Here is a 23,170-nt window from a genome sequence, read left to right as displayed (position 1 = left end):
GTGGCACGACGACGGGATGCCCGATGCCTCCGGCCGGGATATTTGGAAAATGTGAATAGCCGTGTCAGGAATGGAATTTCACGGGATTGCCGCGCGGGCCGAGGCGATCTAGCGTGGCGCGCATGACCGGAATTGCCCCTGATCGCCCTTTGCTTGGTATCCTGCTGATGCTGGGATTTTGTGTGCTGGCCCCGCTTGGTGATGCACTGGCCAAGCTGTTGGGGCAAAACCTGCCTGTCGGGATGATCCTTCTGGCCCGGTTTGCGGCGCAGGTGATTCTGCTGGCCCCACTGGTGATCGCCACCAATCGCCCCTGGCGCATGCGGGGACGGGTCCTGCGGCTGGCCGCCTGGCGCACGCTGCTGCATATCGCAGGCATTGGCATGATGTTTTCCGCGCTGCGGTTCTTACCGCTGGCCGATGCGATTGCCATCGCGTTTGTCATGCCGTTTCTGATGCTGCTTCTGGGGCGCTATGTGTTGGATGAAGAGGTCGGTCCGCGCCGCCTGATCGCCTGTGCCGTCGGATTTGTCGGCACGCTTCTGGTGATCCAGCCAAGCTTTGCCGCCGTCGGTTGGCCCGCGTTGCTGCCGCTGGGGGTGGCGGTGGTGTTTGCGTTGTTCATGCTGGTGACCCGGCAGATTGCACGCGAGACCGACCCGGTCAGCCTGCAAGCCGTGTCGGGCGCAATGGCCACGGCGGTTGTGTTGCCAATATTACTGGCCTTTGGCGACATTGGGCCAGAGATGCTCAGACTGACTGTCCCGCGCGGCAGCGACTGGGCTCTGCTGATCGCCATCGGTGCTATCGGCACCCTGGCACATCTGCTGATGACTTGGTCCCTGCGCCATGCCCCCGCAGCCACGCTGGCCCCGATGCAATATCTGGAGATCCCCTTTGCCACGCTGATCGGCTGGGCCATCTTCCGCGACCTTCCCAACGGGCTATCAGCCCTTGGTATCGCCATCACCGTCGCCGCCGGGCTTTATATCATCGCACGCGAGCGGGCCACGAGCCGGGCGCCGCGATCAGCCCCTCAGCCGCAGCAGCCAGCGCCGCCCGCGGCAGAATGATCAGCATCGCCGGTGCGTCGAAGGACAATTGCACCGATCCGACCACCTGATTGGACGTACCGACCCGACCGTCCGGTGCGAACCTCAGCCCCTCGATCGGCCAGCGCAGCCCTTCCGACCGGCCCTGAACTGCGCCCAGCGGAAACAGTGACAGCAAGCTTTGCTCTGGCAGGTCAAGCCCGATCCGTGGCGGGGACACAAACACGATTTGCTCTGCCCCCACCAGAATGCAGCGCCGATGTGCATGGGTCAGTAAGGTATTGAACGCCGCCAGCTGATGATCCATCCGCGTGCCGTCAAACCCCACCCCCAGCACAAGGGGGGCCACGATATTGCGCAGACATTTGTCGAAATCCGTGCTCTCCTGCTCTGAAATCGGAAATTGACGCTCGACCGGGATCGCGGTGCGTGCCTCAATTGACACACTGTCGAAGTCACCGATCACCGCGCGCGGCATTAGCCCATGCGCCAGCGCAACGTCTGCTCCGCCATCGGCACAGACCACTTCGGGCGCCAAGGTTAACGCGGCCTGCAGCGCACTTTCGCGCGGCGGCCCAGCCCCGATCAGGGTTACATTGCGAGATGTCTGAACAATTGGATCAATCATGCCCGATTACTGCACTTTCGGGAAACAGATCACAATGTCGACACAAAATGATACAGTAAAAAACGAAGATTCGTTCACCTTTCGTCGGGATACTCATGGTAAATCCCGGTCCAGAAGGCAGAGGAAGGCGAGTAGTAATGGTAAACAATAGTAAAATTCTTACAGTTTCCTACGGAACATTTTCGTGCACCTTGGAAGGGTTTGATGACTCTTTTGAAACGATGAAAGCGATTGCGGAATATTTTCGCGATCTCGCCTCCGATGACCGCTATTTCGGGGCCGAGCCACCGACGCCGGACGCTGAAATGCTGGCACGCATTGCCGAACGCGAAACCTCTCGCCGGATCGACGCCCGTCAAGAGCGCGGCGCCATCGTGCTGCGCCCCTCCGCTGCCGCAGCGCAAGAAGAACCCGAGGCGCCACTTTCTCCCGCACTGGCCGCCGTGCCTGCGCAGGTCCCTGACGCGCCGGATATGCCTGCCGATGCCCCAAGCGCCCCGCCCGCCGCCGAGCCTGTTGAGACAGTAGCAGAGGCAGCCGCGCCGGAAGTACACGATGAGGTATCGCCTGAGCCTGCTGCCGCGCCCTTGGAACCCGCTGTCGAAAGCCCGGCAGAGCCCATTGTTGCTGCGGCGGATACCGCCGAGGCCAGCGTGGCAGCCAAGCTGCAGCGTATCCGCGCCGTGGTTTCCCGCAATGACGCGCTGACCGAGCCAGACGATGCCTCCTATTCCGAAGACGAGCATGCCGAAGACTATCTGGCCGAGGCCACCGAGAGCATTCAGGCGGCGCTGGACACCGATGATCAGGCCGAAATCGCCGCGGTTTCTGAGGATACCGAGGAAGACGACGGCGGATTTTCCGCATTGCTGGATGCCGTGACCGCGCGCGCGGGCGCTGCGCCCGCCGAAGTAGAGGCCCCCGCTGCTCTGCCCGAAGAGGTCGCTGAGAAAAAAGCAGAGCAAGCTCAGGCTCCCGCCGCGCCGCTGCGGGCGCGTGTCCTCAAGATGAAGCGCGCCGATTTCGAGGCCGCCGTCGCAGATGGCCGCCTGGAAGAAGAAGACGAATACGACGATGATTTCGCCTCGACCCTTTCCCCGGAGGAAGAGGCCGAATTACAGCGCGAGCTGGCAGAAGTCGAAGCCGAACTGTCGCCGGAAGACGAAGAAGGGGAAGTGGCCTCGATCTTCGCGGATGATGATGAGGGCGACGATCAGGCCCCCGCCCAGCGCGATCAGCTTGAAGATTCCGAGCCCGACATGTCGCGTCTGATGGCCAAGACAAAGACCGAGATGGACAGCCCCGAGGGGGCCAATCGCCGCAATGCGATCGCGCATCTTCGCGCCGCCGTCGCAGCAACCCGTGCCGAAACCGAGGCAGGTGAAGGCCTGAACCGTGGCGAGGACAGCGTTGATGCCTATCGCGACGACCTGAACAGTGTGGTGCGGCCCCGTCGCCTCACGGCCGAACACCGCCGTCAAGACGAACCGCGCCCAGCCCCGCTGAAACTGGTCGCCGAACAACGGATCGACACCAACGCCCCCAAAGCGGTTAGCCCTGTGCGCCCGCGCCGGGTGTCTCTGGCCGAGGCCACGCCCAGCGCTGACATCGCCGCCGTGAGCAAATTGCAAAGCGATCAGCCTACTGAAACCGGCAGCTTTGCAGAATTTGCCGAGCGGATGGGAGCAGAAGGCCTGCCCGATCTGCTCGAGGCCGCCGCCGCGTACCTGTCGTATGTCGAAGGGCATGCGCAATTCTCGCGCCCTCAGCTGATGACAAAAGCACGTCAAGTCGAAGACATGACCTTCAGCCGCGAAGACGGGTTGCGCTCGTTTGGTCAACTTCTGCGCCAGGGCAAGATCGAAAAGCTAAAGGGCGGGCGGTTTACCGTATCCGAACAGATCGGCTTCAAACCGGACAAACGCGCCGCCGGGTGACGTGTCCTGTGATTGAAAAATACAACAACCGGCTCGCGCAACCTGCCGAGCCGGTTTTTTCTAAATCTGATCCCACAGGCGCACATACAACCACGACGGTCTGAAACGGCAGTTCGAGGTCTGATGATCAAGCTTGGCAGGCCTTAGTCCGCGTCCCGATGGAAACTGTGCTGCGCCCGCCCACGCCGTTTGGAAGCATAAAGCGCCTCATCCGCATCGATCAGAAACTGCTCCGCATTCGGCACCTGATAATCCACCGACAGAACGCTTCCGATACTGGCCGAAATCCGACAGGTCTGGCCATCGAAGGGGATCGGTTTTTCAAGCCGTGCAATCAACCGCGCGGCAATCGCCGACAGCATGGTCCGATCAGTCAGTCCGGTCAGAATCAGCACGAATTCATCGCCGCCGACCCGGGCCACCGTGTCATCCTTGCGGGTGACATCGACCATGATCCGCGCCACCTGCTGTAAGACATGATCCCCCGCAGCGTGGCCCATCGTGTCATTCACCGCTTTGAAGAAATCCAGATCCAGATGCATCAGGGCAAACGCCTCGCCCATGCTGATGTGACGCGCCAGAACATGGTCCATCGCACGCCGGTTCTTTAATCCGGTCAGTGTGTCGGTAAATGCCTGCTCCTCGGCCGCAATCATCGCCCCCTGCAACCGCAGATTCAACTGGCGGCTGGCCTCCATCGCCGCAGATTTCGCCTCGATCAGATATAGCATCTCAATCGTAAGGTCCGTGGCGGCAAAGTCGCTGGAGGTCAGCGCATAGTCACGCACGCTGTCCAGCACGGAAATGCCGAAGGACAGATTGATCACCGCCCCACCGTCCCAAGGCACCAGAACGCCCTTCAGGGCTGTCTGCGGCGCATCGCGAAACTGAAGATGCAGCTTGACCCCATGATGTGCCACCAGCGCCTGCATCGAGTCGATCAACCTCGGCCTCATCGTCTCGAAAACGTCAAGAAAATCGCAATCTTCCAGAACAGTATCGGGGCGCAGTTTGCGCAGCGTCGGCCCCGCGTGACATATCCGTCCTGCCGCATCCAGCATCACGTGCATCGGCGACAAGACATCAAGAATTTGCGCAAGATCACGGTCATGCGACATCGTTCAGCCCACCCCCGCGCCCAGATCGAAACTGCGGCCTTCCGCAAAGGCCATTTCAATCACCGTAATCTCGATCACATCGTCGCCCGGCGCTCTGGAGTGAATATCCAGAAACACCAACGCACCATAATCATCAGCCATGGTTCTCAATACCCCCAGCATCACATGACCATAGCCCACATACGGCGATTGGCAAAACAGACGAAAACAATTGGACGGACACTCGTGCAGTTCCAGCCGCGGCAACTCCAGATCAGAGACCGCCAGTCGCGCCCGATCAGGCAGGTCATCCAGTGAATGCAGGAACTCCACAAAGCTGACCCCACCAAATCGCAGCAGCCTTCGCAACGCCTCGACGTTGGGATGCGAAACCAGATAGATACCGATATCCTCCAGAAGCGCCTCCCGCTCCTTCGCCAGAAGCGCCCCCACGCGGTTCAAAACCCGTTCGGTCAGCGCATCATCATAATACAGCATCGCCTCGAAACCCTGGCCGTCAAGCCGCGCCTGACGGGTCACGTCAAGCCACAGCTCGGCACCATATGTATCACGCACAAAACACTGGATTGCGCGGTTAATCAGCCCGTGCATGCCACCCACTCTCTATTCTGATCCAGCCTGCAGTCTTGCCCAGCACGGGTTAAGATTCAGCGAATAGATTCAATTTTCAGGACGCGGTTCCATCCCTCCCAGCGTCACCGCATTCAGCCGCGTCAGCGGCGGCATCCCCGCCAACGCCAGCAAAAGGCGCTCATTCGCGATCACTTCGGGCAGCTTTTCCAAAAGCAGCCACATCGCAGTGCCGCCCACGGTCCCAACCACCGCAACCCCGCACGGGTCGAGGCCAGTTGCATCTCTTCACTCAAACTACTCATTTGTTGGCTCTCCCGCACAGTCGGTCTCAAACTGCCCGGAACAGTCCCAACAGACCAGCAATGCGCAGCCCCTCAGAAGTCAGTCGGCGCACCACCCTCGGCCTTGCGCCGCGCCACAAACGCCTTCAGTTCCTCGTGAATCGCCTCGTCCATCGGGGGCGCTTCGAAACTGGCGATGATTTCTTTGTAAATCCGGTGCGCTCGCTCCGGGGTCCATGTCGCTCCCGCAGCCTCCCACGCCTCGTAATTACGCCAATCCGACAGGAACGGCTGATAAAACGCCTTGGTATAGCGGTCCTGCGTGTGCTGAATGCCAAAGAAATGCCCGCCCGATCCGACCTCCTGAATGGCCTCGATCGCAATATCCTCGGGCGTGGTAGCCACGATCTCGGGCTCCATATAGCGTTGGATTTGCTGCAAAACCTCGCAGTCCATCACGAACTTCTCGGGCGAAGCAATCAGCCCGCCCTCCAGCCAGCCAGCCGCGTGATAGACCATATTGGTGCCCGACTGCACCGCCGCCCACAGGCTGTTGGAGGTTTCCCACATCGCCTGCCCATCCGGCACATTCGCCGCGCAAACCCCACTCGACCGCAGCGGCAATCCGTAAAACCGCGCCAATTGCCCGGTCATCTGCGTCGCGCGCATGTATTCCGGCGTGCCAAACGCGGGTGCGCCGCTTTTCATATCCACGTTGCTGGTAAACGTGCCGATCGCGCAGGCCGCTCCGGGCCGGATATACTGCGCCAGAGCGATCGCACACAGCCCCTCGGCCAACGACTGCGCCACCGCCCCGGCCATTGTCACCGGCGCCATCGCCCCGGCCAGCGTAAACGGCGTCACGATCAGGCCCTGATTGCGCCGCGCCAGCCGCATCCAGCCGTCCAGCATCGGTTGATCATGCTTCAGCGGTGACGTCGAGTTGATGTTGGTGTACATCTTCGGATCGGCGTCGAACTCGTCGTGGCTGTGCCCGCCCGCGATCCGCACCATCTCCATCACATCCTCGACCCGCTCCTTACCCAGACTATAGGCATGCGCCACCTTGTCGGTCAGCGTCAGCTTGTCATATAGCACGTCCAGATGCCGCACCGAGGGGTGAATATCCTGCGGCTCCACCGGGTATCCACCCACGAAATGGATGCAGTTGAAATACTGGCTCAGCTTCAGCAGATCGCGGCACATCTCGCGGGTGCCCGACATCTTGCGCCCCACTGACATGTCCCAATAGGCAGGCGGCGACGACACATTGCCAAACAGCAGATACTCGCCCCCCACGATCAGCTGCCGTTCGGGGTTGCGCGGCGTCATCGTCCATTGGCTGGGGGCCTTGGCGATCATCTCCATCACGAAATCGCGCCCCATCCGCACGTTTTCGCCATTCACCGTGCACCCGGCCTGCTTCAGAATTTCCAACGCCTCGGTGTTCAGAAACTCGATCCCGATCTCTTCCAGAATGCGCATCGCGCCCTCGTGGATCGCCTGCACGCCGTCTTCGCGCAAGGGCTCGGTCGGCCGGTCCTGATTGATCGGCAACCGCCACGGCATCTGCTCGATCGCCGAAGGCCCGCGCCGCGCCGCCTTGCCCGCCCGTCCGCCACCGCGCTTGCGCGGGGCTGCTGTCTCTACCGCTGAGTCTGCCATTCGGACCTCCTGTCGCCATTTGCCCTCAGCAAACACCGAACCCCGGCCCGTCACCTGCCGATTAACGACCGAATGCGTCGTTTTTGCCGACCGCCCGCTACGGTTCAGCCCTGCGGCGTGTCCAACCACCCCGGGATATGCCCGATATCGGGCAAAACCGCATCGGCATAGGGGTGCAGTTCCGCCGTCCCTGCCGTGCCGGTCAGCACGCCCAGAGTCTGCATCCCGGCGCGCCGCCCGGCGATCAGGTCATGGGTGCTGTCGCCCACCATCACCACCGCCTCTGGCGCCACCCCCGTTGCCTGCGCAAAGGCCAGCAGCGGCTCCGGGTCCGGCTTCGCGCCATAGCCACTGTCAAACCCGGCGATAAAATCGAACCGCTCTAATACCCCCGCCGCCGTCAGATGTGCCCGCGCCCCGTGTTCGGTGTCATTTGTCATCACCCCCAGCGCCATGCCCCGCGCTGAAAGCCCCGCCAGAAACGGCACCAACGGCACGGCGGGGGCCAAAGGCGCCTCTGCCGCGCGGGTCATCAGGAACAGCTCCAGCTCCTCGACCGCCCGACCGGGCAAGGCCTGCGCAATGCACTCTGCCGCCTCGCGGTTGGTGCCCGCAATGATCGGGCTGCCCGGATGAAACCGCCCCGTGCCCAGATCATACACCGCCGCGTCGGCGATCCGCCCGGCCAGCGCCGCGTCGCCCTGCGACAGATCGGCAATCACCCCCGCCGCCCAGACATCCCATGTGGCGCGGAAATCGAACAAGGTGCCATCCTTGTCGAACAAAACTGCCTTGACCTGCATTGCTGCCCCCTGCTGACCGGAACCGCCCGGATTGTCGCCAACCTGCCCCCCGGCCCGCCGTTTGACAAGCCCGCGATTGCTTGACTTTCGCACGCCAATCCTGTGGGTTTTGTTGCCATGGAAAACCCGCCGCCCTACCGCCTGCACCAATCGCTCGGCTATCACCTGTCCGTCGCCGCCCGGCTTCAGGAACGCCGCATGGATGAGCAGCTCAAGACACTTGGCCTGACCCGCACCACTTGGTGCATCCTGCTGGCTGTCGGCAACGAAGACCTCAGCCAACCCTCTGATATCGCAGATTTTGTCGGCATCGACCGCACCGCCACCTCACGTGCCCTGAGGCATATGGAGGCCGACGGCCTGCTGGCCCGCTCCAACGGCACTGAAGACCGCCGCACCCGTCGCGTCGAACTGACCGCCAAAGGCCGCGACCACATTCTGCGCGCCACGCCAAATGCGCGCGACAATGCCGCCGTCATGGCCCAAAGCCTCGCCCCCGGCGAAGAGGCCGAACTGCTGCGCTTGCTGGAAAAGCTGCGCCCCTCCGCCGACAGCCCGCTGAAAACGCTTTGAAAACCCGCTAGGTCCAGCTGACCTGCTGCCCGCCCGGCAGCGCAATCCGCGCCTGCATCGGCCGGTCATACGGCACACGCAGCGTGTCGCAGAACCCGATCACCCAAGCGTCGTCCATCATCAGAAAATCCAGCACCGCCGCCAGAAACGCGGGATCGCCCGCATTGTCGCGCAAATCCTGCGCCGACGCCCCGGTTGCCCCCAGAAACACCGGCAGCAGATCTTCATTCCCTGCCAGCCAAGCCAAAGCCTGAAGCGCGAAGGTTTCGGCGGATTCCTGCGAAAAGCTCATCTTTTTTGCTCGTTTTCCGGATCATTAAAGGATTTCTTAACCAATCTCACGAAAGACTGAATCACACAAGTTCCCCTGCTTGGGGTCCGCGTCATGCACCTGCTTCATGCCCTGAAAGGCCAAACGTCCTGATGCCCGGAAAAATCCTCATCGTTGATGGAATTTCGACCAACCGCATTGTGCTACGGGTCAAGCTGTCTGCGGCGTTCTATTCCGTGGTGCAGGCTGGCAGCGGGGCCGAAGCCCTGCGCCAGATCGACCTTGAACAACCCGATCTGGTGATGACCAGCGCCACCTTGCCCGACATGACCGGCACCGCGCTGTGTCAGCGGATCAAGGCGGGCGAAGCCGCCTCCTGCCCGCCCGTGGTGATCGTACAGCCCAACGCCGACCGCGCCGACCGGCTGATGGCCTTGGCTCAGGGCGCTGACGAGGTTGTGTCGCATCCGCTGGGCGACACGCTTTTGTTGGCGCGCCTGCGCGCACTAATGCGCGCCCGCGACAGCGCCGAAGAACTGCGGCTGCGCGAAAGCACCAGCCGCGCGCTTGGGTTCGCCGAACCTGCAGCCGATATTATTGCACCCTCGCGGGTCGGCCTTGTCGCTGATACCTCGGTGAAATCGCTGCTGTGGCGCAAGTCGCTTGCCCCTGTCACGCCGCATCGGCTCAGCTGCCATGATGGGCGCGGCCTGATCAGGGACATCGCCACCCGCGGCGCGCCGGATGTGTTGGTGATCGGATTGGGCGGCGACGCGCCCGAAGCAGGATTGGCCCTGCTCGCCGGGCTGCGCGCGCAGCCCGAACTGCGCCGCACGATGTTTCTGGCGGTGGTCGAAGACGGCAATGTCGGTCTGGCGGCCGACGCGCTGGATCTTGGGGCGAATGACCTGATGGCCAGCGGCTTTGATGCCGCTGAAATGGCACAGCGCCTGACCACGCTTGCGCACCGCAAGGCGCTGGCTGACCGGCTGCACAACACCGTGCGCGACGGGCTGCGCGCCGCGGTCACCGATCCGCTGACCGAACTTTACAACCGCCGCTATGCCCTGCCGCATCTGGCCCGCATGACGCAGAAGGCCGCGCAGACCGGGCGCCCGATTGCGGTGATGCTGGCGGATCTGGACCATTTCAAGCAGATCAACGACCTTTATGGCCATGCTGGCGGCGACGCTGTGCTCAGCGAGGTGTCACACCGCCTGCGCGCGGCCATGCGCGGCATCGATCTGCTGGCTCGCATCGGCGGCGAAGAATTTCTGATCGCCCTGCCCGACACGCCTCCGGCACAGGCCCGCGCAATTGCGCGCAGGCTGTGTCAGATCATCAGCGACACACCCTTCCACCTGCCCGGCCACGCGCAGCCCGTGAACGTTACGGTCAGCATCGGGCTGGCGCTGGCGCATGGCGCTGATATCGCGATGGACGACACAGCCGTAAACGGACTGCTGGATCAGGCCGACCGCGCCCTTTATGGCGCCAAGGCGCACGGGCGCAATCAGGTTACGCTCAGCCGCCCTGCCGCCTGATCCCGCTCAGTCGTTGTCGTGCGACTCATCGTTATCGTCCGAGTCATCCGAGTGGCGTCCCCACTCCGAGCGATGCTCCAGCGCCTCGGCCAGCCGATCGGCAAAGCCCGCGCGCTCGGCATCATTCATTGCCGCCAGCCGCTCCAGCAACAACCGCTGCCCCAGCTCCTGACGGTCCATCCCGACCGCCATCTGGCGCTCTACAATCGCGGCCACCCGACCGGGATCATAAGGTACGGCCCGCAACGCCGCGATCACCGCGTTGAATTCGTCCCGGATCTGCTCCCGCGAGGGCCGACCCTCGCGGTATTCACTACGCAACGCATATATGATTTCGCGCCGGTCGGCCCGGCTCAGCGCATGGGTGTATGGCCCGGCCACCTCGACCATGCGCGGTGGCCGTCGCCCGTTCGGGTGGCCGTGGGTCAGCACAGACCCAATCACCAACCCCGCCACGGCAAGGTTCAGCGCAAGCGATGCGAACAGCATCACCTGCATCCAGCCAAATCGCTTTGTGCGGCCCTTCGGTGCACTGTCATCCTGCGGGGTCATGGCCTATCCTTCTGCCAAGTCAAAACCAAAAGCGGGCGCCAGATCGACCAGATACAGGTCACTGCTGCCCCCCAGAAACATCTGCGCCGTGTCCGAGATCACGGTCGGCGGGTTCACCCCGATCCACAAGCCTGCAACCCCGGCTGTCGCCAGCCCCGCCAGCGCGGGCCAGCCGCCAATCGCGGCCATCACCCGGCTCAAGACCCCGGGTCGCGGGCGTGCCGCCACCGTCGCCACATTGTGCGACACCTGAGCCGCAAACGCATCCTCCAGCACCCGCGCCATCAGATCGGCCGACGGTTCAGACACCTGTGCGCGTGCCGCGCCAAACAGCGCGTCCAGCATTGCCTCGTCTTGATCCATTTCAGCCATCTGAATACCCCAACTCTTCGCGCCGCCCAGCCAATTCTGCCGTCAGCGCCCGTTTGCCCCGTGCCGTCAGACTTTCGACCGCCTCGGTGCTGATGTCCATGATCTGGGCGATCTCGGGATTGCCCAGTCCTTCAATATGACGCAGCACAACCGCTTGCCGCTGCCGCTCGGGCAAACACTCCAAAGCCGCCGTCAACGCCGCCATCCGGCTGCGCTCCTGCATCGTCTCGGTCACGCTTGCCGTGCCGTCCTCCGGTTCAGGCACCGTATCCAGATCGACGGTCCGCCGCCGACGCAGCCGGTCCGTGCTCAGATTGGCCACCACACGGTACAGCCAAGTCGTGACCTTCGCCTCGCCCTGCCGCCACTCCGGGGCGATCCGCCACAGCCGCAACATTGCTTCCTGTGCCACGTCCTCGGCCTCGGCCCGGTCGCGCAGCATGCGCATCGCCTGCGCAAACGCTCGCGGGGTCAACCGTACATTCAATGCCCGTGCCGCATCGGCATCGCCGTTGGCGAAAAGCACCAGCAAAGCATCATCCGATACATCGGCAAGGGCGTCAAAGGGCATAACCATTGTCCTTTTGGCGTATCCTGTTCGCAGGGGCCTGACAATCAAATCGCGGCGCACGTACAACCCGCCCGCAGATCACGGGCGGTCAAGGGCCAGACCAACCGGCCCGGCCCTCCACACTTGGATCAGTCCTGATCGCGCTCCATGTCGTCATCGTCGTCATAGGGCATGAACCGACCTTTTTTGCCGTCATGGCGCCCGCGATGCTCCTGCATCTCGGAAAACTCCTTGGCCGAGATCGCACCATCGTCGTTGGCATCCATCCACGAGAACATCTTGCCCATACGCTTGGGCTGCATCTCCTCAAGGCTCAGCTTGCCGTCGCCGTTTTCATCGCGGTACTTGATCATGCGCGCTGTGTTCTTTGCCATGCGCTCCGCAGCTCTCTTCTGGGCCTGCGCAGTCATCTCGTCAGCGCTCAGTGCCCCATCCTTGTCGGTGTCGGCTTCGTCGAAGCGCGCCTTGAAATGACCTTGCATTTCTTCGGGCGTGACCTTGCCATCGGCATTGGTATCAACCTCTTCAAAGGTGATCCGCGGCCCGCCATGCCCGTGCATCCGCTCTTTGCCAAACGCCGAAGCGGTAAGAGTTGTGCCCGCCAGCGCCAGCGTGGCCAGACCAGTGATCAGAATTGCGCGTTTCATTTGCATTTCTCCGTTTTTGTTTTGCTCGAAAATCCGGACCAGTGCCCGTTTTCTGATTGGTCATACGCACCGCGCCGCGGTCTCCGTCGCCCGGATCTGAAAAATTCCTGCGGGTTCACGCGACCGTGATCTTCCCGCATACCGACCGCCACGTTTTGCGACATCGCGACGCAAGGACATCGCGCGGGGTTTTTATTCCGCTCCAAATACCCCAAATTCCCCGCTTACCGGAAATGCGAGGGTGCAATGACAGATCAAACGGCAAATGCTCAGGAGCGCGAAACCTGGCCCGCCGTGTTCAACGGATGGCGGCGCAAATGCCCCAGCTGCGGCAGCGGCCCGCTGCTGAAGGGCTATCTTAGCGTGCGTAACGCCTGCCCGGTCTGCCGCGAGGAATTTTACCACCACCGCGCCGATGACGGGCCTGCCTATCTGACAATCCTGTTCGTCGGTCACCTGATGGCGCCGCTGCTGCTGTTCGCGTTCACGACTTGGCGGCCCGAGCCTCTTGTGCTCTTTACCATCTTCGCTATTGGCACGGTCGGCCTATCGCTCTACCTTTTGCCCAGATTGAAGGGGGCAATGATCGGGTTCCAGTGGGCGCGGCGCATGCACGGGTTCGACAAACCCGACTGACCCCGTCGCCTGAGGGGGGGAAACATGACAGTTGATAAAACCGCAATCCGCAATGCCGCCACCGTGATCGTGCTGCGCGACCGCTTGACCGCGCCAAAAGTGCTGATGGGTCAGCGCGGCGCGCAGGCGGCCTTCATGCCCAACAAATTCGTCTTTCCCGGCGGTGCGGTCGATGCCGCCGATGCAGATGTGCCGTTGGGCACGCCCCTGCCTGCGGTGTGCCACGAACGCCTGATGGAGGATGCCCCGGCGGACATGCCACACGCCCTGTCTGCGGCAGCAATCCGCGAGCTGTGGGAAGAAACCGGGCTGGTGCTGGGCACGCCCGGCAGTTGGAGCTGCCCGCCCCCCGCCGATTGGGCCAGCTTTGCCGCCACCGGCCACCTGCCCGCGGCGCATCCGCTGCAATTCGTGTTCCGCGCCATCACCCCGCCGGGCCGCCCGCGCCGCTTTGACGCGCGGTTCTTCATGATTGACGCTGATGAAATCTCCAGCGATCCCGATGATTTCTCATCCGCCTGTGACGAGCTCTCTCACCTGCAATGGATTCCGCTGCCACAGGTGCGTGAATTCGACCTGCCCTTCATCACCGAGGTCGTTCTGGCCGAGGTCGCAGCCCGTGCGCATGACATGACCCCGCCCAGCTCGGTGCCTTTTTTCAGGAACAACGAAGAGGCGAATATGTTCGTGCGCCTTAAAGGAGTAGGACCAGTAACAGGACGCTCGCACTGATCAGCGCGATGCCTGCGCCCTCCCGCCGGCTCAGCCGCTCGCGGAAAAACAACACCGACGCCGCAAGCGAAAAAATCACCTCGACCTGCCCGACCGCGAACACGTAAGCCGCGTTTTGCAGCGTGAACGCCGTGAACCAGCACAGGCTGCCCGCCATCCCGGTGATCCCCATCCAGACCGCCGTGCGCCGGGCTGCGAACACTTTGCCCATCTGCCCCGGCTCGCGCCAGATCAACCACAGCGCCATGCCAATCGCCTGTGCGGTGGTCACCACCGCCAGCGACACCACCGCCCGCAAGAACGCATCGTCACTGGCCACCTCCAGCGTCGCGCCGCGATACCCTACCGCCGACACCGCAAAAAATGCGCCCGACAACAGGCCCAGCCCCGCGCCCCGGTTCATAAACCGCCGCGCCCATCCGCCGTCGCCGCTTGCCGCCGTGTCCGAAAGGACCAGAACGCCAACCAGCCCCAGCACAATCGCCGCCATCCCGGGCACCGACACCCGGTCGCCCAGCACTAGCAAGCCCAAAATCGCGGTCTGCACCACTTCGGTTTTCTTGAACGTGATCCCCACCGCAAAGTTGCGCGCCGCGAACAGCGCCACAACGCACCACGTCGCCAGGATCTGCGCCAAGCCACCGCTCAGCGCATAGGCCCAGAACACCGGCCCCAGCTGAGGCACCCCCACCCCGCGCCACAGCACATAGCCCAGCGCCAGCGACACCACGAAAGGCACCGAATAGACAAACCGGGCCGAGGTCGCCCCGCCCGCCGACAAGGCCCCCATGCTCAGATGCTTTTGCAGCATAAACCGAAATGTTTGAAACGCCGCCGCTGCGACAGAAATGAATATCCAGGCCATAGGCCCGCCTACTCCGATTTCACCGCCTGCGCCACAACGGATGTGGCACCGGGTCCTTGGCCCGCCACAAATAGCGCCCGATCACCTGCGCATAGGATCGGTACATATAGCCATCATTGCGGCTCAGGTATCGCTCGCGGTTGCCAAAATACAGCCCCGGCAACCGGTGCCACGGCACCTTGGGGTGCATGTGATGAACGACGTGCAGGTTGTTGTGCAGAAACAGAAAAGCCAAAGGCCCGCGATCCTCGACAATCGCCGTCCGCCCGCGTGCCCGCTCATGCGCCTGATGCTCCAGAAACGTGCGGATCTTCAACACCCCCAGCGCGCCATAGGCCGCCGCCACATAGGCCCAGACCGGCATCACCGCCACCGCTCCCAACCACCAGACCACTCCCCCCAGCGCCGGAATATGCCAGAGCCAGCCGCGCAGCACCGCCCGGTCCCCGGCCCAAATCGCCCGCATGTCCGCCGCCGTGAATGTCATCATCCCCACCAGCGGCCCGATCACCATCCGCCCCAACAAGGTATTATTCGCCCGCAACACCGCCCGCATCCATGGCCGCAACCGGGCCCAGACCATGGGATCAAGGTAATTGCTCTCCGGGTCGTCATAAGGATCGGTCAGGATCGCATCGCGGTGATGCGCCAGATGGCTATCGCGAAACCGCAGATATGGCACACAAAGCGCCACCGCCGGAAACACCAAGGCCTCATTCACCACCCGCCAGCGAAACGGATGCCCATGAATGACCTCGTGACAAAGCGAACTGTGCAACACAATGGCCAGCCCGGTCACGACCATCGCCAGCGGCAGGTTCCACCCCACCAGAACCGTCGTGCCCACCCCCCAGGCCAGATAGACCAGCCCCAACAACGCCAGCGTCGGAAGCTCCGCCACCAATCCCTTGCCGCGCTCAAACATTGCGGCCCCACCGAACCAGAGTCCAAACCCGCTCATATATCAGGTAAAGAACCAAGCCGATCCCGGTGTTGATCGCCGCCATCCCCCCGCCCAGCATTGCCGACCCGGTCAACGCCAGCCCAACAAGACTCATCGTCACCAAGCCCAACAAACTCCAAAGGATCGCTTTCACCAAGGTTCGCGCCCGCGTTTCCATTCCATCCCCACTGCTATATTTCACAATACGGCTACCGTGCAGGTGCAGCAAAATACACTTGGAATATGATTAACATTTCTCCACATCTGTGATTTATATCACCATATGCCTCATAGAATCGACAAACGCCTGCGCGCCAGCCAATTCCGCACCCGGCTTTCCACCGCCATGACCCTGCGAAGCCTCAGCCAAAGCGCGCTGGCGCGGCGGATCGGCGTCGACCGCTCGACCATCTCACAGCTGCTGACCGGCACTGGCGCGCGGCTGCCCAATGCGCAGGTCGTGGGCGAATGCGCCGCCGCCCTCGGCGTTTCCGCCGACTGGCTGCTGTCGCTCTCCGACCGGCCTGAAACCGCCGCCGACATCCTCGCCGCCTCGATGACCCTGACCGAAGCGCCCCGCGCCCTCGTCGATGAACAGATCTTCAACTGGCATACCGAGGCCGCAGGCTATAAAATCCGCCACGTCCCCGCCACCCTGCCCGACATGCTGAAAACCCCGGCCCTGCTGGAATGGGAATACGCCCCCCACCTTGGCCGCACCGCGCAACAGGCGATCACCGCCAGCGCCGATCGCCTGGAATGGATGCGCAGCGCCGGGTCAGACTATGAAATCGCCCTGCCACAGCATGAACTCACCAGCTTCGCCCGCGCCGAGGGCTACTATGCCGATCTGCCCGCCGACCTGCGTCGCGAACAGATCGACCGGATGCTCGACCTGCACACCCAACTTTACCCCCGCCTGCGAGTCTATATGTTCGATGCCCGCCGCCTGTTTTCCGCCCCGCTGACCATTTTCGGCCCTCTTCTGGCCGTGCTCTACGTCGGGCGTAATTACCTGGCGTTCCGCGACAGCGAAAAAGTCACCACCTTCACCCTGCACTTCGACCAGCTGGTGCGCGAAGCCAGGATTTCCGCCCGTGACCTGCCCGCAGAACTCCTGAGCCTGCGCGACAGCATCACCGACTGGCCCACCCCGTACTCAAGACTTCTTTCTGACAAAAATACTCACGGGGGGTGAATTGGCCAAAGGCCAAGAGGGGGGCCGTCAGCCCCCCTTTCCCCGCCCGCCGCAGGCGAAACCCTACCGCGGCGCGCCGACCGCCCGGCCCACACCCTCCGGCAGGTCCAACCCCGCATGCGCCGCGGCAAACCGCTGCAAAGCCCCGGCAATCTGCGGCGGCGGCGGCACCGAGCGGCGCGTCGAAAGATCCACATGCAACAGCATATGCTCCGCCGTCGCCAGCATGCGCTCGCCCTCGACCATCTCATGCCAAAGCTGCATCTTCTTGCCCTCGGCCATTAACACCCGCGTGCGCACCTGAATGCGCGCCCCCGCGCGCGCCTCGTCGATATGGCGGATATGCGTCTCTGCGGTAAAGAAGCTACCACCCGACGCGATATACTCCGGCGTGCAGCCGATGATCTGCATGAACCGATCCGTCGCCGCCGCAAAAGCATCCAGATACCGCGCCTCGGTCATATGGCCGTTGTAATCAATCCAATCCAGCGGCACCGCCCGGTTGATCGTCAGCACAGGTGCTGCGATATCCGCCACCTCGCTGATATCCTGCACCAGCCCCATGTCCCCGGATCGCGCCTGATCATGGGCGTTCTGCAACGCCCCCGCACCCCAGTTGGTCGGCTGCAGCGACCGGATAATGCCCACCAGATTGTTGTCCCTGATCCGCTCCAACGCGCGGATCGAATGCGCGCCCGATTGCGCATCCGACTGGCTTGCGATCTGTTCCACCAACGCGTCCGTCAGCTCGGGTACATCCATCAGCTTGGTCCAGGGCCACTGCAAACATGGCCCGAACTGCGCGATGAAATGCGCCATCCCGGCCTCGCCGCCCGCCACGCGATAGGTCTCGAACAACCCCATCTGCGCCCAGCGAATGCCAAAGCCATAACGGATCGCGTTATCAATCTCTTCGGTCGTGGCAATGCCATCATTGACCAGCCACAGCGCCTCGCGCCACACCGCTTCCAGCAACCGATCGGCGATATGCGCGTCGATCTCCTTGCGGACATGCAGCGGGTACATCCCCAAACCGGTCAGCACCGCCTTGGCCTGCGCCACCACCTCGGGCGGGTTCGCCTCCGACGGCACCAGTTCGACCAACGGCAGCAAATACACCGGGTTGAACGGATGCGTCACCACGATCTGCTCGGGCCGCGTCGCACAGCCCTGCAACTCGCTCGGCTTGAACCCCGATGTCGACGAGCCGATCACAGCCCCCACATCACAGGCCGCCTGCACCGCCTGAAACACCTTGCGCTTCAGTTCCAGCCGCTCTGGCACGCTCTCCTGAATCCACGCGGCCCCGGCAACCGCCTCCGGCATCGTGGCGTGAAAGCTCAGGCGGCCCTCCTCGGGCAAGGCGACATTGCCCAACCCCGGCAAGGATCGCCGCGCGTTGTCCAGAACCTCGCCAATCTTGCGCTCAGCCTCCGGGTCGGGGTCGAACACCCGCACATCCCACCCGTTCAGCAGGAACCGCGCCGCCCAACCGCCGCCAATCACCCCACCGCCAATAACCGCTGCAATCCTGCTCATAGCGACACCGGAGCCCGCTTGACCAAGCCCAGCTTCGCCCGCACCTCTTCCGGCCCGATCACCCGCGCGCCCATGTTTTCAACGATACTCACCGACCGCTCCACCAATTGCGCATTGGTCGCCAACACGCCCTTGTCCAGCCACAGGTTATCTTCAAGACCCACCCGCACATTGCCCCCGGCCAAAACGCTCGCCGCGACATATGCCATCTGATGCCGCCCCAGCGCAAAGCCGCTGAAATTCCAGTCGTCCGGCACATTGTTCACCATCGCCATGAAGGTATTCAGATCATCCGGCGCGCCCCATGGCACCCCCATGCACAACTGCACCAGGGCCGGGCTTTCCAACACCCCATCCTTTACCAACTGCTTGGCATACCACAGATGCCCAGTGTCAAACGCCTCGATCTCGGGCTTCACCCCCAGCGCCGACATCATCCGCCCCATCGCCTGCAACATGCCCGGCGTGTTGGTCATCACATAATCGGCCTCGGCGAAATTCATCGTGCCGCAATCCAACGTGCAAAGCTCGGGCAGACACTCGGCGATATGCTTCACCCGCTCAGAGGCGCCCACCATATCAGTGCCCGCCTCTTTCAACGGCAAAGGCTGCTCGGTCGGGCCAAAGATCATGTCGCCGCCCATGCCCGCCGTCAGGTTCAGCACCACATCGACCTCGGCCTCGCGAATGCGATCGGTCACCTCGCGGTACAGATCCAGCCGACGGCTTGGCGCGCCGGTTTCTGGATCGCGCACATGGCAATGCACCACCGCCGCCCCTGCGCGGGCCGCATCAATCGCACTTTCCGCGATCTGCTTGGGGCTGCGCGGCACATGCGGGCTGCGATCTTGCGTCGCCCCCGACCCGGTTACGGCACAGGTGATAAAGACCTCACGGTTCATTTCCAAAGGCATTGGCCACTCCTATTCTTGCTGACAGCAGTCTTTACCGGCTTGCGACAGGTTTCTTTGCATTTTACGAATGAAACATGGCAAAATCCGCGAAAAACATCAGCGAGAATATCTTCGCCCCCTCAGAACAGCCACTTTCGACCGCGCTGCTGCTTCTTGACGACAGCAATATGCTCAGCTTCGCCGCAGCGCTGGACCCGATGCGCGCCGCCAACCGCCGTGCAGGCAAGCCGCTGTTCGGTTGGTCGTTCTTCTCGCCCACCGGCACGCCCGCGCGACTGACCTCAGGCGTCACCGTCCCGGCACAGCCCATCGCCACACTTGATCGCTGCGACCTGCTGATCGTGATCGCGGGGTTTCGCGTGAACGAACAGGCCACGCCCGCGCTGCTGGCCAGCCTGCGCCGCCTCGCCCCCCGCTGCCACGCTCTGGCCGGGATCGACGGCGGCAGCTGGGTTCTTGCCGGTGCCGGATTACTGAACGGTCAACGCGCCACAACCCATTGGGAGGATCTGGAAGATTTCGCCGCCCGCTTCGATCAGGTCGATCTGCTGCGCGACCGCTATGTGATTTCCGGCAAATACATCACCTCGGGCGGCGCCGCGCCCGCCATCGACCTGATGCTGCACCTGATCGGCGCGCGCTATGGCGCGGGGCTGGCGCGCCGCGTCGCCAGCGCCTTCATCTATGACCCTGACCCGCACGCCGCCACCACGCCGCAGGCGCTCAGCGGCACCGCCCGCCTGTCGCGCCGCCATCCGCTGGTTGCCCGCGCTGTCGCCCTGATGGAAACCCATATCGAAGACCCGCTGCCGATCGCTGACATCGCCAGCGCTCTCGCGGTCTCGCCACGTCAGCTCGAGGCTCAGTTCGCCCGCGCGCTGGCCATGCCGCCGAAACGCTTCTACCTCGACCTGCGCCTGTCCGAGGCCCGGCGCCTGGCTCAGGACACCGCCCTGCCAGTGCAACAGATCGCGCTGGCCACCGGGTTTTCGTCTCAGGCCAGTCTGGCGCGCGCCTTCCGCGCCGGGCTGGGCCTTTCGGTGCGCGACCTTCGCCGCGCACACGAGATCAATAGGGCATCGGATGGGCGCGATGCACCGCGTTCAACTCTGCCCGAACCTCATCGCTCAGCACCAGACCGTCGGCCCCCAGCACCTGCTCAAGCTGCGCCAGCGTCGTCGCGCCGAAAATCACCGAGGTCATGAACGGCCGACCCGCAGCCCATGCCAGCGCCATATGCACCGGATCCAGCCCGTGCCGCGCCGCGACCTCCAGATAGGCATCGACCGCGTCGAACACCCGGTCGCTCTTGCGCCCGCCCAGATCGCCATTCAGCGACAACCGCGATCCGTCTGGCACCGCGCCGCCCTGATACTTGCCCGTCAGCAACCCCGCCGCCAGCGGCGAATAGGACAACAGCCCGACATCCTCGTTCACCGCCACCTCGGCCAAATCAGTATCGAACAACCGACACAGCAGCGAATATTCGTTCTGGATCGAGGCCACACGTGGCCCTGCCCCGGCCTCGGCCAAAGTCGCCCACATCGTCGTGCCCCAAGCGCTTTCGTTCGACAGGCCGAAGTGGCGGATATTGCCCTTGGTCACCTGCTCCTGCAACGCGCCCAGCGCATCTTGCATATGCGCCACCGTCGCCGCGCGGTCCTGCCGCGACGGGTCGAAATTCCAGTTCTGCCGGAACATATACGACCCGCGATTGGGCCAGTGGAACTGATAGAGGTCGATGTAATCCGTCTGCAACCGCCGCAACGATCCCTCGATCGCCTCGGCAATCGTGGCCGAGGAAATCGGCGCGCCGTCGCGGACATGCTTCAACCCAGCGCCCGAATGCTTGGTCGCCAGAACATAGTCGCCGCGCCGCGCCTTGTTGGCCGCGTTCCAGGTTCCGACAATCTCTTCGGTCCGCCCCTGCGTCTCTTTCGACACCGGATTCACCGGATACATCTCGGCGGTATCGACGAAATTTATACCCCGTGCCAGCGCCAGATCCATCTGCGCATGGCCATCCGCCTCGCCGGTCTGTGTGCCCCAAGTCATCGTGCCAAGGCACAACTCGCTTACCATCAGGCCAGTGCGGCCCAGCGGATTCATCTTCATTGCCCGTTCCCCTCATGTCATATGCTTGGGGGGAACATACCCCGGCAAACCCAAAAGGCCAGCCGGAGCCGCCATTTTTCAATCCCGCTCAGGGCCGGACATAGGCATAGCCCTGTTCCTGCAACTCGACCAACCGCACAACGCCCGACGGCACAACCACGGCTTCGTCCATCAGCGCCACATCATGACCCGCCTTTTCGCTCATCTTGCGCAGCGTGTTGCCGCAGGCGGAAAAGGTCAGCCCCTCCAGCTCCAGCGACATGGTCGAAATCCGGTCCGACACCGGGCTTTTGCCATCCAGAAACATCACCAAGCCGGGGCCATAAGCCACCACTTCGACCTGCACCGTATCGCCCTGCGATTTGTAATAGCTGGCCATATTCTGCACATTGTTCAGCGCCATATGCAGCACACGCGGGTCGCCATCGTCCACATGCACCGCAATCTTGTGCACGATCCCTTCGGCCCAACCCGCAACCGGCGCCAGCGCCAAAAACGCCGCCATCATCATTCGTTTCATCCTGTGTCCTCCCTGATCACATCACGGCGCAGGCTATCGCATATCTCGTCGCTGTCACCGACAAAAATCCCCGCACAGATAATTATCGCCCAAACCGCGCCTGTCAGTATTTTTCCCGGTATCGCCCCCGAAAGTGGCGGCAGTTGAGCCGGATCAAAGACGCCCTCCCGCCCCGGCCCCATCGTGAAGCCTGTAGTTCAACTCAGGAGTATGATCATGAACCTGACTTTTGACGGAAAGACCGCCCTTATCACTGGTGGGGGATCGGGTATTGGCGCCGCCTGCTGCCGCGAGCTGGCAGCTTCGGGGGCGACGGTTGTCGTGGCCGACATGAACCTCGAAGCGGCGCAAAGCGTGGCGGACGAGATCGGTGGCCACGCCTGTGCCGTTGATGTCGGCAAGCCCGATCAGGTTGAAAAGATGATCGCTTTCGCGGTCGAGAAAACCGGCGCGCTGCACCTGCTGGTCAACAATGCGGGCATCGGCGGGCCGCAGGTTCCGGTGGGCGAATACCCGCTGGAGGGCTGGCAACAGGTGATGGATGTCAACCTCAACGGCGTTTTCTATGGCATGCGCTATGCGATCCCGGAAATGCTGAAATCCGGCGGCGGGGCGATTGTGAACATGTCCTCGATCATGGGAAGCGTCAGCATGGCCGGTCTGTCTGCCTATACCGCCGCCAAACACGCGCTGCTGGGGCTGACCCGCGCCGCCGCGATAGAATACAGCGCCCACGGTATCCGGGTCAACGCCGTCGGCCCGGCCTTCATCAACACGCCTCTGCTAGAGACTCTGCCCGCAGAAGCGATGACCGCGATCACCGCCGCTCATCCGATCGGGCGTCTGGGTACCTCAGAAGAGGTTTCAGCGCTGGTGACATTCCTGCTGTCGGACCGCGCCAGCTTCATCACCGGAAGTTACCATCTGGTCGACGGTGCCTATACCGCGCAATAAGCCGCGCGTGACCTGATTGTGCGCCTTCGGCGCGCAGTATATCTCGTGTCTGCCCTTTCAGGGCAGACACTCGGATGGCTTCGCCAAGGATATTTGGAAAATGTGAAGCACAGGTCGGGGCTTCGACCTTCTATTGCAGGATACTGACGGAAGCGACAGAAGATGGC

General features: G+C 62.9%; 26 protein-coding genes and 1 pseudogene. 9 read left to right on the top strand and 18 right to left on the bottom strand.

The window, feature by feature from the left end:
* Nucleotides 1-131: 131 nt before the first annotated feature.
* Nucleotides 132-1,073 (top strand): DMT family transporter, encoded by a 942-nt coding sequence (locus BSF79_RS09200; RefSeq protein WP_090269705.1) that lies wholly within the window; start codon nt 132-134, stop codon nt 1,071-1,073.
* Here the strand turns inward: BSF79_RS09200 and BSF79_RS09195 are convergent.
* On the bottom strand, nt 991-1,680 hold the full coding sequence (locus BSF79_RS09195) for a thiamine diphosphokinase (protein WP_090269600.1): 690 nt from the start codon (nt 1,678-1,680) through the stop codon (nt 991-993). The two genes, BSF79_RS09200 and BSF79_RS09195, sit on opposite strands and share 83 nt — an antisense overlap.
* A 221-nt stretch (nt 1,681-1,901) precedes the next feature.
* Between BSF79_RS09195 and BSF79_RS09190 the strand changes: the two genes are divergently transcribed.
* Nucleotides 1,902-3,617, top strand: a complete 1,716-nt coding sequence (locus BSF79_RS09190) for a hypothetical protein (protein ID WP_245776363.1) — start codon at nt 1,902-1,904, stop codon at nt 3,615-3,617.
* A gap of 143 nt (nt 3,618-3,760) precedes the next feature.
* On the opposite strand, the gene BSF79_RS09185 is transcribed toward BSF79_RS09190, so the two are convergent.
* From BSF79_RS09185 to BSF79_RS09170, 5 genes are all read right to left on the bottom strand, one after another.
* Nucleotides 3,761-4,735, bottom strand: a complete 975-nt coding sequence (locus BSF79_RS09185) for a GGDEF domain-containing protein (RefSeq protein ID WP_090269598.1) — start codon at nt 4,733-4,735, stop codon at nt 3,761-3,763.
* Between the two features lie 3 nt (nt 4,736-4,738).
* Nucleotides 4,739-5,326, bottom strand: a complete 588-nt coding sequence (locus BSF79_RS09180; protein ID WP_090269597.1) for a heme NO-binding domain-containing protein — start codon at nt 5,324-5,326, stop codon at nt 4,739-4,741.
* Nucleotides 5,327-5,395: 69 nt separating this feature from the next.
* The gene (locus BSF79_RS20215) at nt 5,396-5,530 is read right to left on the bottom strand and encodes a hypothetical protein (protein WP_281248635.1); all 135 of its coding nucleotides are present in this window, start codon (nt 5,528-5,530) and stop codon (nt 5,396-5,398) included.
* Between the two features lie 152 nt (nt 5,531-5,682).
* Complete coding sequence (locus tag BSF79_RS09175) at nt 5,683-7,254, bottom strand: trimethylamine methyltransferase family protein (RefSeq protein ID WP_090269596.1); 1,572 nt, start codon at nt 7,252-7,254, stop codon at nt 5,683-5,685.
* A 104-nt stretch (nt 7,255-7,358) separates the two neighbouring features.
* The gene (locus BSF79_RS09170) at nt 7,359-8,057 is read right to left on the bottom strand and encodes an HAD family hydrolase (RefSeq protein ID WP_090269704.1); all 699 of its coding nucleotides are present in this window, start codon (nt 8,055-8,057) and stop codon (nt 7,359-7,361) included.
* Between the two features lie 117 nt (nt 8,058-8,174).
* On the opposite strand from BSF79_RS09170, the gene BSF79_RS09165 reads away from it, so the two are divergent.
* Nucleotides 8,175-8,630, top strand: a complete 456-nt coding sequence (locus BSF79_RS09165; protein ID WP_090269595.1) for a MarR family winged helix-turn-helix transcriptional regulator — start codon at nt 8,175-8,177, stop codon at nt 8,628-8,630.
* Nucleotides 8,631-8,637: 7 nt separating this feature from the next.
* On the opposite strand, the gene BSF79_RS09160 is transcribed toward BSF79_RS09165, so the two are convergent.
* On the bottom strand, nt 8,638-8,922 hold the full coding sequence (locus BSF79_RS09160; protein ID WP_090269594.1) for a DUF3572 domain-containing protein: 285 nt from the start codon (nt 8,920-8,922) through the stop codon (nt 8,638-8,640).
* 131 nt (nt 8,923-9,053) lie between these two features.
* Here BSF79_RS09160 and BSF79_RS09155 point away from each other — a divergent pair, with 131 nt between their 5' ends.
* Nucleotides 9,054-10,445 (top strand): diguanylate cyclase domain-containing protein, encoded by a 1,392-nt coding sequence (locus BSF79_RS09155; protein ID WP_090269593.1) that lies wholly within the window; start codon nt 9,054-9,056, stop codon nt 10,443-10,445.
* Nucleotides 10,446-10,451: 6 nt separating this feature from the next.
* Here BSF79_RS09155 and BSF79_RS09150 read toward each other — a convergent pair whose 3' ends face one another.
* From BSF79_RS09150 to BSF79_RS09135, 4 genes are all read right to left on the bottom strand, one after another.
* Complete coding sequence (locus BSF79_RS09150) at nt 10,452-10,997, bottom strand: periplasmic heavy metal sensor (protein ID WP_090269592.1); 546 nt, start codon at nt 10,995-10,997, stop codon at nt 10,452-10,454.
* 3 nt (nt 10,998-11,000) lie between these two features.
* Nucleotides 11,001-11,369: a hypothetical protein gene (locus BSF79_RS09145; protein ID WP_090269591.1), complete on the bottom strand. Its 369-nt coding sequence runs from the start codon at nt 11,367-11,369 to the stop codon at nt 11,001-11,003.
* Complete coding sequence (locus tag BSF79_RS09140; RefSeq protein ID WP_090269590.1) at nt 11,362-11,946, bottom strand: RNA polymerase sigma factor; 585 nt, start codon at nt 11,944-11,946, stop codon at nt 11,362-11,364. The genes BSF79_RS09145 and BSF79_RS09140 overlap by 8 nt, the downstream gene beginning before the upstream one ends.
* A gap of 122 nt (nt 11,947-12,068) precedes the next feature.
* The gene (locus BSF79_RS09135; RefSeq protein WP_090269703.1) at nt 12,069-12,587 is read right to left on the bottom strand and encodes an EF-hand domain-containing protein; all 519 of its coding nucleotides are present in this window, start codon (nt 12,585-12,587) and stop codon (nt 12,069-12,071) included.
* Between the two features lie 246 nt (nt 12,588-12,833).
* Here BSF79_RS09135 and BSF79_RS09130 point away from each other — a divergent pair, with 246 nt between their 5' ends.
* Both BSF79_RS09130 and BSF79_RS09125 read left to right on the top strand, forming a co-directional pair.
* A complete protein-coding gene (locus BSF79_RS09130; protein WP_090269589.1) occupies nt 12,834-13,223 on the top strand; it encodes a DUF983 domain-containing protein in 390 nt (129 codons plus the stop codon).
* A gap of 24 nt (nt 13,224-13,247) precedes the next feature.
* The gene (locus tag BSF79_RS09125; protein ID WP_090269588.1) at nt 13,248-13,955 is read left to right on the top strand and encodes an NUDIX hydrolase; all 708 of its coding nucleotides are present in this window, start codon (nt 13,248-13,250) and stop codon (nt 13,953-13,955) included.
* On the opposite strand, the gene BSF79_RS09120 is transcribed toward BSF79_RS09125, so the two are convergent.
* Genes BSF79_RS09120 through BSF79_RS09110 form a run of 3 tightly spaced genes read right to left on the bottom strand, consistent with a single transcriptional unit; the run spans nt 13,918 to nt 15,941 of the window.
* On the bottom strand, nt 13,918-14,820 hold the full coding sequence (locus tag BSF79_RS09120; RefSeq protein WP_090269587.1) for a DMT family transporter: 903 nt from the start codon (nt 14,818-14,820) through the stop codon (nt 13,918-13,920). The two genes, BSF79_RS09125 and BSF79_RS09120, sit on opposite strands and share 38 nt — an antisense overlap.
* Before the next feature lie 19 nt (nt 14,821-14,839).
* A complete protein-coding gene (locus tag BSF79_RS09115) occupies nt 14,840-15,745 on the bottom strand; it encodes a fatty acid desaturase (RefSeq protein ID WP_090269586.1) in 906 nt (301 codons plus the stop codon).
* Nucleotides 15,738-15,941, bottom strand: coding sequence for a DUF2061 domain-containing protein (locus BSF79_RS09110; RefSeq protein ID WP_090269585.1), 204 nt, complete (start codon nt 15,939-15,941; stop codon nt 15,738-15,740). Before BSF79_RS09110 ends, BSF79_RS09115 begins: the two co-directional genes overlap by 8 nt.
* Before the next feature lie 105 nt (nt 15,942-16,046).
* Between BSF79_RS09110 and BSF79_RS09105 the strand changes: the two genes are divergently transcribed.
* Nucleotides 16,047-16,961, top strand: coding sequence for a helix-turn-helix domain-containing protein (locus BSF79_RS09105; RefSeq protein WP_090269584.1), 915 nt, complete (start codon nt 16,047-16,049; stop codon nt 16,959-16,961).
* 63 nt (nt 16,962-17,024) lie between these two features.
* Here the strand turns inward: BSF79_RS09105 and BSF79_RS09100 are convergent, their stop codons facing one another.
* Together BSF79_RS09100 and bcoG are read right to left on the bottom strand one after the other, a co-directional pair.
* Nucleotides 17,025-18,500, bottom strand: coding sequence for a carnitine 3-dehydrogenase (locus BSF79_RS09100; RefSeq protein WP_090269583.1), 1,476 nt, complete (start codon nt 18,498-18,500; stop codon nt 17,025-17,027).
* Nucleotides 18,497-19,414, bottom strand: a complete 918-nt coding sequence (gene bcoG / locus BSF79_RS09095) for a 3-dehydrocarnitine:acetyl-CoA trimethylamine transferase BcoG (RefSeq protein ID WP_090269582.1) — start codon at nt 19,412-19,414, stop codon at nt 18,497-18,499. Before bcoG ends, BSF79_RS09100 begins: the two co-directional genes overlap by 4 nt.
* Nucleotides 19,415-19,488: 74 nt before the next feature.
* On the opposite strand from bcoG, the pseudogene BSF79_RS09090 reads away from it, so the two are divergent.
* Nucleotides 19,489-20,460, top strand: a pseudogene (locus tag BSF79_RS09090) (GlxA family transcriptional regulator); the annotation flags it as partial.
* Nucleotides 20,461-20,482: 22 nt separating this feature from the next.
* Here the strand turns inward: BSF79_RS09090 and BSF79_RS09085 are convergent.
* Nucleotides 20,483-21,529 (bottom strand): aldo/keto reductase, encoded by a 1,047-nt coding sequence (locus BSF79_RS09085; RefSeq protein ID WP_090269581.1) that lies wholly within the window; start codon nt 21,527-21,529, stop codon nt 20,483-20,485.
* Between the two features lie 88 nt (nt 21,530-21,617).
* Entirely contained in the window at nt 21,618-22,049 is a 432-nt protein-coding gene (locus BSF79_RS09080; RefSeq protein ID WP_090269580.1) for a DsrE family protein, read from the bottom strand.
* A 216-nt stretch (nt 22,050-22,265) separates the two neighbouring features.
* Between BSF79_RS09080 and BSF79_RS09070 the strand changes: the two genes are divergently transcribed.
* Entirely contained in the window at nt 22,266-23,003 is a 738-nt protein-coding gene (locus tag BSF79_RS09070) for an SDR family NAD(P)-dependent oxidoreductase (RefSeq protein WP_090269702.1), read from the top strand.
* Nucleotides 23,004-23,170 lie beyond the last annotated feature (167 nt).

It is taken from the genome of Thalassovita taeanensis (genome assembly GCF_900110775.1).
GTDB classification, from domain to species: domain Bacteria; phylum Pseudomonadota; class Alphaproteobacteria; order Rhodobacterales; family Rhodobacteraceae; genus Litorimicrobium; species Litorimicrobium taeanense.
This window is presented reverse-complemented; position numbering and strand designations above follow the sequence as displayed.